Raw genomic sequence first — 14,760 nt, 5'->3', positions numbered from 1 at the left:
ATTAAATTATAGAAAACTCATTTTTTTGGTGATTAACTTGACAAGAATATCCATACTAGACCATGATCGATGCCAGCCCAAAAAATGCAACTATGTTTGCATTGAATACTGTCCTGGTGTTAGAATGGAAGAAGACACCATCATAATTGATTCAAAAACTAAAAAACCAATATTATCCGAAGAACTCTGTTCTGGATGTGGTATATGTACCAACAGATGCCCTTTCAATGCAGTGAGTATTATAAATCTTCCAGAAGCACTTGACGACCCAATACACAGATATGGTCAGAATTTATTCGAACTTTTTGGATTACCTAACATAAAGGAAGGATCTGTTGTTGGAATACTTGGACCCAATGGTATAGGGAAGTCAACTATCATTAGAATACTTTCAGGAGAATTAAAACCCAATCTGGGGAATTACGATGAAGATGTAGCCTGGGAAGATATTATTAATTATTTTAAAGGTTCTCAACTCCAATCTTATTTCACTAAACTTTCAAAAGGAGATTTGAAAGTTGTTCATAAACCACAGATGGTTGATCTCCTTCCAAAATTTGTTAAAGGAAATGTTCAAAAACTAATGGAAGGTGTAGATGAAAGAGGTGCAATGGAGGAAGTAATTGATTTACTTGAACTTGGAAGTATTTTAAAAAGGGATGTTTCTAAGTTGAGTGGAGGAGAACTCCAAAGAGTTGCAATTGCTGCAGCAGCCCTTAGAGAAGCTGATTTTTATTACTTTGATGAACCTACATCATGGCTTGACGTTAGACAGCGTTTAAATGCTGTTAAGGTAGTTCGAAATCTTGCAGAATCAGGTAAATCTGTTATGGTTATTGAACATGATCTTGCTACTTTAGATGCAATATCTGATTATGTCCATATCTTATATGGTCAGCCTGGAGCTTATGGTGTGGTATCGCATATGAGAGGAGTTCGTGTGGGTATCAATACTTATATTAATGGTTTTCTTAGGGAAGAAAATGTTAGATTCCGTAAACAGCCAATTATTTTTGATGTGAAACCGCCGGCATTGGAAATTGAAGCAGAAGTTCTTGCAGATTACTCATCAATTAAAAAATCTTACGATGGATTTTCATTAGATGTAGATGAAGGTGAAGTACAGCATGATGAAATTATCACTGCCTTTGGACCCAATGGTATTGGTAAAACAACCTATGCAAAAATGCTTGCAGGAGTTACAAAACCCAATGAGGGAAAGATCAATAAAAAAGTAACCATAGCCTATAAACCCCAGTACCTTGTATCAGATTTTGATGGAACTGTACAGGAACTTCTAATAACCACTGCTCCAACCTATGGAACAAACATGTTCAAAACTGAAATATTAAAACCATTTTCATTAGAGGCATTAATGGATAAGGAAGTAAACGAGTTGAGTGGAGGAGAACTTCAAAGGCTTTCTGTAGCTGTAACGCTTTCAAGGGAATCTGAAATATATCTTTTTGACGAACCAACTGCGTTTCTAGATGTTGAGCAGAGATTAAAAGCTGCAAAAGCAATTAAAAGAGTTGTTGAAAGCCGTAATGCAGCTGCAATTATAATAGATCATGATATAGTATTCATAGATTATATTTCTGATCGTGCCATGGTTTTTGATGGTGAACCTGGTGTTAAAGGCCATGCTTCGAGCCCGATGAATCTCAGATCTGCTATGAACACTTTCTTGTCTTCTGTAGGAATCACGTTTAGAAGAGACAAAGAAACTAAAAGACCACGTGTAAATAAATTTGGAAGCTATCTGGACAGGAAACAAAAGGAAAAAGGAGAATATTACTATTTGGATAGTTAAATATTCTTCTACTTTTTAAACAATATTTCCTTTTAAACATCTTTAAACATTCGAAATTTTTTTTATAAAATTAAACTTTTTTTTCGGTATGCAAATAAATAAAACTAAATAATATCCCAATTATAGTCTTTTTTATAATACTTATTCCATTGATTTTTCTGGTGATTCCATGGCAAGCAAAGATGAAAATAACCTTAAAAGACTAAAAGAAATTATCAAAGTTCTTTCTAAATATGAATTTGGTTACTTGATTGAAAAAATTAAATTAAAACATAAAATTCCTTTCATAACTCCATCTTATGATTATGAATCCTTGGAAGAGCTAGATGAATCTGCTCCAGAACGTTTGAGATTTGTTTTACAAGAATTAGGTCCAACCTTTATTAAGCTGGGACAGACTCTAAGCACTCGCCCTGATCTTGTTGGGAGGAAATTTGCAAATGAATTTGCCAAATTACAGGATGATAACCCTCCAATTGAATTTGATGTTGTGAAAGCTTCAATTAAAAAAGAGCTGAAACACCCCATTGAGAGTATTTTTAGTAGTTTTGATGCGGAACCTCTAGGATCTGCTTCTATTGGGCAGGTTCATCGTGCTGTTCTTAAAACTGGTGAGGATGTTGCGGTTAAAATTCAAAAACCAGGTGTTGAACATGTCATTAAAAGTGATATTTCTATAATGGAGTTTTTAGCAAAGAGGATTGATACTTACATTCCGCAGTTTAAAATATACAATGTTCCGGGTATTGTTGAAGAATTTAAACGTTCTATTTTAAAGGAAATTGATTATGAAAATGAGGCAATGAATTTAAAAAGATTCAGCTACAACTTCAAGGATGATGAAACTGTACATGTACCCAAAATATACTCTGATTATTCTTCGTTAAAGATTATAACAATGGAGTTAATTGGGGGAAAAAAGGTTTCTGATGTTACGGAAGCTAAAGGTTTTGATTTGAAATTGATAGCTGAACGTGGTGCAGTATCATATTTTAAACAGGTCATAATGTATGGATTTTTTCATGCAGACCCTCATCCATCTAATATATACATTTTAAATGATAATGTTATTTGTTATATTGATTTTGGGATGATGGGGATTTTAGATGATGAATTCAAACAAAATCTAGCGGAATTGATAATATACTTTATTGATAATAATGTTAGTGGTATGATAAATCAACTCACCTATATGGGTATGATAAATGATAAGGTCGATACAAGATCATTGAAGTACGATCTTACAGATATGATGTATAAATACTACGGAACTGAATTAAATGAAGTTCATGGGGGGATGAACGATCTAATAAATCTAATGCGAAAATATCATGTTTCAATGCCCAGAGAATTTGTACTACTAGCAAGGGGTATTGGAATGGTAGAAGAAACAGGAGAAAAGTTAGACCCTAATTTCAATGCTGTGGAAGTATGCAAACCTATAATGATGAAGGTCATAAGAAAAAAACTCACACCTCTAAACTTCATAGATTATATAAAGAAAAATATTATTGAAACAGAACATGTATTAAAGAATATACCATTAACCATTACAAAAACGCTGTATAAACTTGAAGAAGGAGAAATAAGGATTAAAGTTGAACATGAAGGTCTTGAACGTATAGTAAATAAATTATCTATCGCCATAATACTTTCAGCTCTCCTTATCGGCTCTTCCATGATTATGACTACGGATAATGGGATATTTTTACTTAAATTTCCATATTTAGGTGTTTTGGGTTTTGTAATAAGCGCAATTTTAGCTATTTTCCTAGTTGTGTCAATACTTAAAGATAAAGTGATTTAAATTATTCTTTTAAAAAAATAAATAAAAAACCCATATAAAAATATTATGAAACTGTGGAAATCAAATCATTGCACTATTTACCAAGTTTTAAATGGTAGAAGTAATTCTTTTTTAATTAGTAATCAAAGTACTTCTATCTTAGTAGATACATGTCGTAAAAACTCATGGGAAACACTGACCCTGCAGATTGATAAGCTTTTAGGAAAAAATAATTTATCAAACCTAATTTTAACCCATACACATTTTGATCATGCTGAAAATGCATCTAAAATAAAGGAAAAATATGATTCCAATATAATTTTACATGGAATAGAAGCAGAGTATCTGAAAATGGGTTATGCACCCTTACCTAAATGCAATAATGGAGTCACAAGATTTTTAATTGATGTGATTGGAAAAAAAATGGAATCACATTATAGTTATGAACCTGTAGATCCTGATATCCTGATCGATGAGAATTACAGTTTAAACAATTTAGGGTTCAGTGTAGATATTATACATACTCCTGGTCATTCAAATGGATCAATAAGCGTTATTATCGACGATTCAATAGCACTTGTAGGAGATACATTGTTTGGTGTGTTTGGAAATTCTGTTTATCCACCATTTCAGATGATCCTAAAATTTTGATTAAAAGCTGGAAAAAACTTCTTAATACCCATTGTTCTTTATTTCTACCAGGGCATGGAAATGAAATCAATAGGAAGTTATTAGAAAGTCAATATTATAAATATTCAAAGGATTAATTTAAATTTATTTTTATAAAGATTGAATTAAGTTTTTATAATTCATTAAAAAAAGTTAAGAATTCTAAAGATTAAATTATTTAGAACTCTTGAGTATGTTCATACCTTCAACAAATATCTTAGCAAAATATTTAACATCTTCTGGAGGTATGGAAAAGCTTACACGCAAATATCTATGCCCAAAAACTTTACTTGTATAGGATCCTTCTCGTGTAAAAACCTTCCTGTCTAACAGATATTTTGAAATAGCCAGAGGAGTTACATTTGTATTGTAAATATCAATTGCCAACATGTTACCGTTAGAAGGATATACTGGTATGAATGCTCCTTCCACTTGATCAACTGCCTTTTTGATAATTTCCTGGTTTGATCTTGTTGTATTTTTTATGTGACCAAGCCATTCTTTCTTGGATTTTACCGCAGCTATGGCACCTCTCTGGGAAACTACATTAGTTCCGAGATCGTTTATAACAATACTTTTTATGGATTTTATAACTTCCGGTACGCCTATTACACCACCAATACGCATACCAGCCATACCATAAATCTTTGAAAAACTATAAACTGTTACAGTATGTTCTGGAGCGATCTTGGCCATAAGATGATGATCCTCTGCAAAATCACGATAGGTGATGTCATTAAGTAGGTAAATATCATTGTCTAATGCAATATCTGCGAACTCCTTTAACTCTTCCTTAGTATAAGATGATCCAAGTGGGTTTAGAGGATCAACTAGGGATATCAACTTGGTATTATCATCCATATTCTCCCTTACAAGTTCAGGTGTAAGTTTATAACCACACTCTTCATTGTAGATTGGTACAGATTTCACATGGTCACCAAACCTGCTTGCGAAGTTATCTATTATTAGATAACCGGGATCACATGTTATGGTATTATCTTCAGGTGCCAGAATATCGTTGGTACATAAATAGAGCGATTCTGTACCACCCGCAGTCACAAGAATATCAAACTCATTTTGAAGTCCTAAATCTTTTAGTATAAGCTCTTTAAGTTCTGGAAATCCCTCTGGTGGCGGATATTTATTGTAGTCACGTTTTTTGATGCTATGCATCATTGAGTCCATTATCTGGTTCTCATCATGGAGATGGTTAGTATTTTGACCCATCCAGATCATGTCCTCATCGTTAAATACAAAATTAAAGAACTCATTGGCTGTTTTATAGCCTTTTGGTATTGTCTTTGCAGGTTTTGCGTATTTTTTTGGTGAAATCATATGTCTCACTACACTTTTAAATGGAAATTATTAAAAATAGATATTCAGAATTTTTAGGTTGTCCACCTTTAATAATTCTATTTCATATCCAAATTCCATTTTTTATAAATATTAATCTTTTTTTATTTCACAATTTTCTATTTATTTTATTTTGAAACGATTTAAATTATCATTCCTTGTAAATGATATTAAGAGGAATTGTATGAACAATTTCATATTTATCCTTGTAAATTAACATATTCATATTACCCCCTCAATCCTAGTTCTACTTTGGTATTTCTCCAATATAAAATATTCTAACTTACAAATTTAAGTTCATAATTCAAATGTAGATTAAATTTCTAAATTTGAAGATAATATTTTGAACTCTTAAACAGTTATATATTTTTAGAAATAGACATTTTTTATATAAAAATATAAAAAAACAGTTGATTAGTTTAAATAAATTATATTAAATAAATACAATTAAAATCCCATTTAACACATGGAAACAATACAAATCTGAGGGCTTTTAATTATCCCTGCTTCAAAAATTCATTATTATCCTTTAATTATCTTAATATTCATTAATTTGAGCTTTAATCTTTTTTCCACACCATGCACAATAATTTGAACCTTCAGGATTTTCCCTTCCACAAACTGGACAAACTCCTTCTATTAAAAATTCTTCCCAATCTTTTTTATTAACATTAAAGTTTTTAGTAAATTTTAATTTAGCTCCACATTCACATTCAGAACTAAAATCTTCTGGTTTTTCTTTAGGTTTAAGCTCATAATAGCTTTTACATTTCTTACAAATCAAATAAGCCATTCCTAACACATCCAAAAATAATATTAAATAGTGTAATTTTTTTGTAATATATTTAGTTACAAGTCAATATATTTTTTAACCATTTTAATTTATTTATAATTTTTTGTATCTCAAAACATTTTATATTTTTCAAAATTGACTTTAATAATCTTAAACATCACACTTGTGTTTTTCAATTTATTTAACTTCTGTTTTTTCCAGGTATTTTTCCAATTTATTCTATAAGTTTATTGACACTTTATGGTACAAATACCATTTAAAATTATTTTCTTAAATTTATTCTCTTATTCAATTCCATGATCAACAATTCTGAAACGAGCCCTGAGACCTTCAGGCCTGCTTCGATGCCTTTTTAATATTGCAGACCTTTCACCAAGGCCATTGGCACGTACAAGTTCAACTACTATCTTGCTCCAATATTTAAGAATAGTTCCTCCAACTGGCTCAATAACTCCATCCCCATCAAACACAGAATATATATGATTAGTTATAACCACTGCAATATTATGTTTTCTAGCGATTCTTGATAGTAAAGCCATTTGTTGACCAAGTTCACGGTTAGTTTGAGTTGAATCACCCTCTTTAAGACGGTAGAGTGCAACTGCAGAATCCAATATAATTAATTCCACCTTTTCTCGCTTAGAATCCAGAAGATCTTCTACCTTCTTCAATACTTCGATTTGTTCATTAAAGCTTGTTGGTTCGAATATTAATATATTATTTGCAAATCCATCAAATTGGTTGTTTGATATTTGTTTAACTCGCTCTATAGATAATCCGCCCTCGGTATCTATAAATATGGCCTTATCACCATTTTTAGCACAGCAAACAAGTAGCTGTAAAACTATATTGGTCTTCCCAGAACCTGGAGGCCCGTAAAACTGGGTTAAACAACCTTTTTCTATTCCCCCACCCATAATAACATCAATAGGGGATCCTGTAGGTATCTTCCCATTCTCATTCAAATCCGATAAAACCTTCATAAAAACTCCCATAATCTAGATATCTCTATAATTTCATTCAATAAATCGTGAATAATATAATTGTACTCATTTTCTTAAATAGCGATCAATTAAAATTTCTTAATTTTGATTTGGAATTAATGATAGAAATAAGTTTGCAACATCATAAAACAAAGTACCCATTGAAAATATTAGTAGTACCGATTATAACTTCAATGATCTACATTAAAATATATGAAATAAAGCAAGTTTGACAAAATACAGAAATATTCCCATTAATATATCACAATAAATTTTAAAATATTCCATTAAAAATATAAAAGGATTTCAAAATATCCCTTCAAATATTAACTAAATAATCAAGTATTTTAAATATATCGAATATTGAACAGTAAATTAGATTACAATTTTTTAAATTCATTGAAATATTAGGGCAACTTTTAGATAATTAAATAGGAAAATATAAGAAATTTTCTAAATCATTGATTCGATAAATACTTCGTATCCTGCTCCTTTACGAATTATTTCAGGAGGATATACGGTCATATCAATTACAGTTGATGGTATCCCATGTTTACATATACCTGCATCCAATATCATATCAACCGAAGATCCTAACTGTTTTAATACTTCTTCAGTTGATTCTGGAATATCATGACCTGATATATTAGCACTAGTACTTGTAATTGGGAAATCCTTTGAGAGCTCTCTACAAACTTTGTTATCAGGAATTCGAATTCCTATTTTGTTACTACCTGCTGACAAAAAAGGTGATACATTATTCTTTTTCTTTAAAATTAATGTGAATGGCCCCGGTAGGATTTTAGCTACAACCTCTTCGGTTTTTAAATCCATATATGCAATCTTTTTTATGTCCTGAATTCTTGAAACACATATTGATAATGGTTTATTTTTAGGCCTTTTTTTAATTGAAAAAACCTTTAAAATTGCTTTCTCATCTAATATGTTAGCCCCAATTCCATAAACTGTATCTGTAGGATAAACTATTATAGAACCTTGCTTCATTACATTTCTGGCAATTTCTATTTTATCGGATTCTGGAATATCTTCATTTATTTTTATGATCTTCATTAATAACTCACCGTAATTTTTCCATTTCCTATCCAAAGTATATATCCATTGAAGGTCCATATTTAGTTTTATGCTGAACCGTCTCCGACCACAAGTTAAAATGTTTTTGGATCCCATAGCCAAAAGAATCCGTGTGAATCCTAACATCCTAACAATAATTGGCCTATTAGTAAGTTTTTTATCTGCATACATGTTCGCAACTGGCAATCTGCTTTTGGGAGGTCTTTTTATAGCTTTAAGTGGATTTGTAGATATGTTAGATGGTGCTGTAGCAAGAAACAATTATCAAACAACAAAGTTTGGTGGAGTGCTTGATTCAACTGCAGACCGGTTTGGAGATGCATTTATAATAATTGGAATAATATATGGTGGATATGTAAATTGGATCTTCGGTATACTTGCATTGCATGCATCTCTAACAGTAAGTTATGTCAGAGCCAGAGCCGAATCTGAGGGTATAGAATGTAATGTTGGAATTGCAGAACGTGCAGAACGTCTGGTAATAATAATGATAGGAGCATTTCTAAGTTATTTCACCAGTGTACAACTCTTAAACATGAATCCTTTAGGAATAGCCATAATTCTTATAATGATCTTAGGATATGTAACAGTATTCCAAAGAGTATATCACTCATGGAAAGAACTTAAAGGTCTTTAGAATCTTTACAAAAAGATATCTCCTTTTTAATTTTTTTTGCTTGAATTATAATACATTATGATAAAAAAAATTATTTATAAAAAGGTGTTTTGTCAATCAATTTTCTAATAATTTTTAACTAGGAAAATAAAAAAAAATCTAATTCTATTCAATTTTTTTATTGAGATAATATCTAAATAATAGAGTGTGCAGAATTTAGATTTAACTGAAGAGGATGATATTATGGATGCGATTGAAAGAATTGAAAAAGATATTGTATTATTTACAAAAAATATAAAAGAAATAGAATCAATAAAAATTGATGAAGACGAGAGAAAAGTTGTGGAAATGGCCATAAATTACAGGAAAGACACAGACTACTACCTTGAAAAAAAGGATTATCTAACATCATTTGGATGTATAACCTATGCACATGGACTTCTAGATGCAATACGCCTTTTAAACAAACTTATATAAATTAATAATAGTTATAATTCATGATCCTAAAACCGGGGATAAAATGAGAAATCTATTCAAAAGGGAGTCTAAAGTTGAGCAATACTCAAAAGACCATGTAGAAATGGTATATGAATGTTTAAACCAGCTAAAAATGTTAATGACATATTTTTATGCTAATGACTTTGATTCTGTAAACGAGAAAGTTGAAGAAATTTCAAAGTTGGAACATGATGCAGATGATGTACGTAGAAAAATGGAAATAGAATTTTTCAAAGGGGCATTTTTACCATTTGATAGAGAAGATAGAATAGTTCTCGCAGAACAAGTTGACAGTGTCGCAGATATGACCCGGGAAACAGCATATGGAATATGTTTGAGCCAAATCAATTTCCCGGATGATTATAAAAATGATTTTTCAGATCTTATAGATTCAGTATATGACACAGTATCCGCCCTTAAAAAATGCATCGAACTATTAGATGAAGATCTTGGCGAAGCACTCACAAAGGCACACGAAGTTGAAAAATTGGAAGATGCCGTTGATAAAATAGAAAGAAAAATACTAAAAAAACTGTATATAGAGTATAAAAATGGTGAAATAAATATACTTACACATATTGAACTTAAAAGTACTGTTTTAAGGCTTGGAAACATAGCTGACCGTGCAGAAAATGCCTCTGACAGAGTACCTATCATAGTGGCCAAGAGAAAAGGTTAAAAAAATATTATAATTTACAGTTAAAAACTAAATTTAGAAATAAAATGCCATCTAAAGACATTGAAAAAAGTTTGAAAGATGCATCATACGATTTAAAGTTCCTTTTAAATAGGGGTTATAGGAAAAAAGTTGCATTGAATTTCGTTGCAAATAAATATCTTTTAGACAAAAATGCACGAAATTATCTGGCTAGGAAGGTTTTTTCAACTTTAACATCCTTTAATCGAATAATTAAAATAGTTAATATTAGCAGCATAAATAATAAAGCTATTTTTATAGATGGTTATAATGTTCTAATAACAGTTGAAAGTATCTGCAATCATGAATATAGTTCGATTATAATTTGTGATGATGGAGTTTTAAGGGACACAAATGCTATTTTTGGCAGATATAAAATCAATTCACACACTGAAATTGCTTTGATCAACATTATTAATTTATTAAAACTATATCGTCCCAAATGTGTTTATTTTTTGTATGACAGCCCTGTGAGTAAGAGTGGTGAACTTGCTAAACTAACAAATTCACTGTTAAAAAAGAATAAAATCCAAGGAAATGCGGTAACAAATAAAAATGTAGATTATGAACTTGTAAAACTAGTAAAACACCATGATGGCATAGTTGCAACAAGTGATGGGGTTGTAATGGATAAGGTAGAAAATATTCTGGATATACCCCGCGAGATATTCAAAAAACTGTTGAAATAATGGTTTTTAAAAATAATAAATGTTATGATAAAAAAATTAAATATAATGGATAGGTTTGAACCTAATCCATATCTTTCATTCTACCTTCTAACATTTTTAAAACGCCAGGAAGACTTGTATATTCCATTTCATCTGCTGGTAATCTGTGGGGTTCGAATGGCCCATGTCTTCTCATGTATTCTGCTACCTCTGATGCAAGTGCTCTTGATCTGTCAAATGCTGGGTCGTCAAACATATCTAATGGTCCTACTAATTCTGAGTTGTTAATCTGGAATCCAAGTGCAATTACCCGTGGAGGTCCGTCAAATCTTACAGGTGTAGCATTTCTCTGAGCTACAGGCATTAATGGGCCATTATGTGAACCTCTCATCCATCCACTTACAAGGTGGGGGAATGCAAATGGCTCAACTACTTCACCGGCTGCTGGGAATCCTGATTGTGATCTTACTATAGCAACTGGGTCATCTTTACCAATATATTGGCCAGCCATAAGATTTAATCTTTCTGTACTTATTGAAGCTGCTATTTCGTTATCGCTCCTTCTAGTGACATGTTTTATTACATATCTTCCAGTTGAGCCGAGTAATGCAAGTGCATCATACATTTCATCGGGACAAGACATTGTAACTTTTTTATGCTCAATAACATCAAATATCTCAAAATCATATCCTCCGTGGAGAGAAGGATCTATAACAAGTCCAGCTGTGTTAAATGGATCTGCAAACATTTTAAATATGGGCATGTTAAATGCGCCTGGTTCTGTTTTGTCGCAACAGAAAACAATTACTGGATCAGATGGTCTTTCTTTGAATTCCATCTCGGCACACCCAGGACCCATTCCTTTAATATTGCCAGAAAAGGTGTCTGAAAGTAGATCTTGGCCTGCACCGTAAAGTTTAAGGCTTTTTGCAACTTTTGTGGCTTCTATAAATGCATTCCATGCTAATCCATGAACTTCTTCATTTTCCGTTCCATTTCTGTGGGTCATTATCAGGTCAATGTCATCACCACAGTTGGTGATATGATAATCCACCAGAAGTTCTTCTTCCTTTGCCTTTGCAAGTATTTCATCACATTTATTAAGCAAAGCTACGTGAGTCTTTGCATGTCCAGCTATACTGCCGACATCCGCTTTAATTACACTAATAGTAGTTTTCATATAATATACCTCCAAAAATATCATAAAAATTTTCAAAACAGCGTTATAGGCAATTTGAGGTTATAGAAGTTTGATTAGAATTAAATTAACCAAACTTTTGTTCAAAAATTGACCTAAAAACAGCCTGAGCTGTCAATATCAACCTATCCTATGGAGTAGTTTATGAAAGGAAATCCATATAAAAGTTACTATAGGAAGTCCTTGAACATCATATCTATTGGAAAAAATGCTGATTCAATATCTAAAAATTATGCTATCACATTCATATAAGTTTAGATCTTATTTCTTCTGCCATTTCCATGGTTTTTGACGATCCTCCCAGATCTGGTGTTAAAAATTTTCTTTCATTTAACACATCCAAAAGAGCATTCTCGAGTTTTCGAGCTTCTGAAGTTTCTCCAAGGTGATCCATCATCATCACAGCTGATAATATCATGGCGGATGGATTTGAAATTCTAAGACCTGTTATATCCGGTGCAGAACCATGAACAGGTTCAAATAATGCATTATTATCCCCAATATTTGCAGATGGAACCATTCCCAAGCCACCTACTAATCCGGCGCCTTCATCAGAGAGAATGTCACCAAAAAGATTGGTTGTGACTATCACATCAAAATTATCCGGCTTAGTTATTAGGAACATAGCAGCAGCATCAACGTATTTATCTTCTGAATGAATCTTAGGGAAATCGTTTGAAATTCTATAAAATGCGTCCTTAAAAATTCCATCAGTTTTCTTCAAAACATTGGCCTTGTGAATTGCAGTTACTTTTTTTCGATCATTTTTCTCGGCATATTCAAATGCAAATTTGCATATTTTCTCAGATGCATCATTCGTAATGACTCTTAATGCTGTTGCGCCATCAGATGTGTATTCTTCTATGCCTGAGTAGAGTCCTTCTGTGTTCTCTCTTACTATTACCAGATCAAGGTCATTGTACAAACAGTTCGTGCCGAGATATGATTTTACAGGCCGGATATTAGCATATAGATCTAATTCCTTTCTCAAAGTAATTATTGCACTTTTCTGCCCTGGAACAGTTGTAACCGCTCCGAAAAGTGTTGCATCAGATCTTTTTGCTTTTAATATGGTTTCATCAGGAATAGTGCTTCCTGTATCTTGGAAACATGCATTTCCAGCACAAGCCATAGTATAATCTAGTTTAAGATCAACTGCTTCAAGTATGTATAAAAGGGCTTGGATAACTTCTGGCCCCACACCATCTCCTGGAATCAAAGTTATTTTGTACATTTGTAATCACTTATTTTTAGAATTTAACTTCATTTTAGATATATGCTAATATATTGTATTCTGTTATGATTTTCTATAGGCCATATGTTAATTCTAAATTAAGGAATTAATATTTGTAACAAATAAATTGAGCCATATAACTAATCTTGGAATTTATCAATTAATTTTCCTTAAATTTTATTGACCAAAATTCTTATAAACAGATCATGAAGTTTTTATTCCGATTATATTTTCAACATCTACCAACTTCCAAACAAAGGATCTTTCTTCTTTAATTATGGATTCCACTTCATCATTAGGCGAGTGTCCTAAAGCTGCGAGAACATTTTTTGAAAGAGATTTATCATGTATAAGATTTACAAAAAGTTTTCTTACTCTTAATTTCTCATTATAATCTTCTATTTGTTTTATACTACCTTGTAACGTTACAAATCTGTACTCTGAAAGGTTATCTTCGTATTTCTCTATCTCAACAGCAACTTTAGGGTTTTTTTGAAACCTTTTAATTTTCTTCCCATACTTAGTTGATAAGAAATATATGAATTTACCATCAAAAGCATATATAAATGGGGCTATATATGGATATTCTCCTTTAAAACCTATTCTACTTACATAACATTCTGCTATCAATTCATCATACTCTTTTTTGTTCATTAATGGAACTTTATGGACGTGCATGTTTGATCTCCTTTATTTCCATAAACAAATTTGACAATATATTACGACCTACTTCATGACATATTGGAAGAAATTCAGCATATTTCTCAGTTTTTCAAATATACTACCATTATCATGAGCCAATTATACCTGCAAGGCTCAAATCATATGCATTACTTGAAATCAAGTATGGTTTTTCAACAGTCTCATAATTATCATCAAATTTAACTCTCACTTAAATTATTAACCTCGAGGAGTATTTACTTAACTAATAAGAATTATATTAATAATTGAATTATATTATTTAATACTTTATTACTGGATTCGGTGCATAACTTAATCTTATATCTTACTATATTTCATGAAATAAAAATTTTCAAATCAGATCTATTTAATTTTTTTTTTTACAAAATAGAACTAAATTGGTGAAAATCAATATTTTGTTCAATTTTACTAACTATGAGAAAAGTATTTTATAATTAAAATAAGAGCCTAATCAAGAAAATGCTGCCTAATAACTATTTTCAATTATTATTATCAAATCATTACTTCGTCATACTGCCCTATGACGAAATGGATTTACCTAACTTTGGATTAAGTTCTAAAGGTTATCATAATATAACTTTGCGTTACATACTATATCTTTGCATAACTTTGCGTTACATACTATATCTTTGCATAACTTTGCGTTACATACTATATC

General features: G+C 31.3%; 14 protein-coding genes. 7 read left to right on the top strand and 7 right to left on the bottom strand.

Going from position 1 to position 14,760, the window contains the following annotated elements; all coding sequences use genetic code 11:
• The first annotated feature begins 37 nt into the window (after nt 1-37).
• From K8N75_RS08320 to K8N75_RS08310, 3 genes are all read left to right on the top strand, one after another.
• Entirely contained in the window at nt 38-1,813 is a 1,776-nt protein-coding gene (locus tag K8N75_RS08320) for a ribosome biogenesis/translation initiation ATPase RLI (protein ID WP_223791615.1), read from the top strand.
• 169 nt (nt 1,814-1,982) lie between these two features.
• On the top strand, nt 1,983-3,620 hold the full coding sequence (locus K8N75_RS08315; protein WP_223791614.1) for an ABC1 kinase family protein: 1,638 nt from the start codon (nt 1,983-1,985) through the stop codon (nt 3,618-3,620).
• Nucleotides 3,621-3,665: 45 nt separating this feature from the next.
• Nucleotides 3,666-4,250: an MBL fold metallo-hydrolase gene (locus K8N75_RS08310; protein ID WP_223791613.1), complete on the top strand. Its 585-nt coding sequence runs from the start codon at nt 3,666-3,668 to the stop codon at nt 4,248-4,250.
• A gap of 192 nt (nt 4,251-4,442) precedes the next feature.
• Here the strand turns inward: K8N75_RS08310 and K8N75_RS08305 are convergent, their stop codons facing one another.
• From K8N75_RS08305 to K8N75_RS08290, 4 genes are all read right to left on the bottom strand, one after another.
• Nucleotides 4,443-5,603: a pyridoxal phosphate-dependent aminotransferase gene (locus K8N75_RS08305; protein WP_223791612.1), complete on the bottom strand. Its 1,161-nt coding sequence runs from the start codon at nt 5,601-5,603 to the stop codon at nt 4,443-4,445.
• Nucleotides 5,604-6,159: 556 nt separating this feature from the next.
• Nucleotides 6,160-6,414 (bottom strand): zinc-ribbon domain-containing protein, encoded by a 255-nt coding sequence (locus K8N75_RS08300; RefSeq protein ID WP_223791611.1) that lies wholly within the window; start codon nt 6,412-6,414, stop codon nt 6,160-6,162.
• A gap of 284 nt (nt 6,415-6,698) precedes the next feature.
• On the bottom strand, nt 6,699-7,397 hold the full coding sequence (gene radB, locus K8N75_RS08295; protein WP_223791610.1) for a DNA repair and recombination protein RadB: 699 nt from the start codon (nt 7,395-7,397) through the stop codon (nt 6,699-6,701).
• A gap of 453 nt (nt 7,398-7,850) precedes the next feature.
• On the bottom strand, nt 7,851-8,468 hold the full coding sequence (locus K8N75_RS08290) for an L-threonylcarbamoyladenylate synthase (protein WP_223791609.1): 618 nt from the start codon (nt 8,466-8,468) through the stop codon (nt 7,851-7,853).
• A gap of 70 nt (nt 8,469-8,538) precedes the next feature.
• Between K8N75_RS08290 and pgsA the strand changes: the two genes are divergently transcribed.
• The 4 genes from pgsA to K8N75_RS08270 all read left to right on the top strand — a co-directional run bounded on the left by pgsA (nt 8,539) and on the right by K8N75_RS08270 (nt 10,989).
• Nucleotides 8,539-9,126, top strand: a complete 588-nt coding sequence (gene pgsA, locus K8N75_RS08285) for an archaetidylinositol phosphate synthase (protein ID WP_223791608.1) — start codon at nt 8,539-8,541, stop codon at nt 9,124-9,126.
• A gap of 222 nt (nt 9,127-9,348) precedes the next feature.
• Nucleotides 9,349-9,582 (top strand): DUF357 domain-containing protein, encoded by a 234-nt coding sequence (locus K8N75_RS08280; RefSeq protein WP_223791607.1) that lies wholly within the window; start codon nt 9,349-9,351, stop codon nt 9,580-9,582.
• A 43-nt stretch (nt 9,583-9,625) separates the two neighbouring features.
• Nucleotides 9,626-10,282 (top strand): TIGR00153 family protein, encoded by a 657-nt coding sequence (locus K8N75_RS08275; protein ID WP_223791606.1) that lies wholly within the window; start codon nt 9,626-9,628, stop codon nt 10,280-10,282.
• 44 nt (nt 10,283-10,326) lie between these two features.
• The gene (locus K8N75_RS08270) at nt 10,327-10,989 is read left to right on the top strand and encodes a DUF434 domain-containing protein (RefSeq protein WP_223791605.1); all 663 of its coding nucleotides are present in this window, start codon (nt 10,327-10,329) and stop codon (nt 10,987-10,989) included.
• A 61-nt stretch (nt 10,990-11,050) separates the two neighbouring features.
• Here the strand turns inward: K8N75_RS08270 and fbp are convergent, their stop codons facing one another.
• The 3 genes from fbp to K8N75_RS08255 form a co-directional block, all read right to left on the bottom strand.
• On the bottom strand, nt 11,051-12,148 hold the full coding sequence (gene fbp / locus K8N75_RS08265) for a fructose-1,6-bisphosphate aldolase/phosphatase (protein WP_223791604.1): 1,098 nt from the start codon (nt 12,146-12,148) through the stop codon (nt 11,051-11,053).
• Nucleotides 12,149-12,410: 262 nt separating this feature from the next.
• Entirely contained in the window at nt 12,411-13,400 is a 990-nt protein-coding gene (gene aksF, locus K8N75_RS08260; protein WP_223791603.1) for a homoisocitrate dehydrogenase, read from the bottom strand.
• 204 nt (nt 13,401-13,604) lie between these two features.
• Entirely contained in the window at nt 13,605-14,078 is a 474-nt protein-coding gene (locus K8N75_RS08255) for a pyridoxamine 5'-phosphate oxidase family protein (RefSeq protein ID WP_223791602.1), read from the bottom strand.
• Nucleotides 14,079-14,760 lie beyond the last annotated feature (682 nt).

This window comes from Methanobacterium spitsbergense (assembly GCF_019931065.1).
GTDB lineage: Archaea > Methanobacteriota > Methanobacteria > Methanobacteriales > Methanobacteriaceae > Methanobacterium_B > Methanobacterium_B spitsbergense.
Note: the sequence above shows the minus strand (reverse complement) of the source record. Positions and strands in the feature narration are given on the sequence as shown.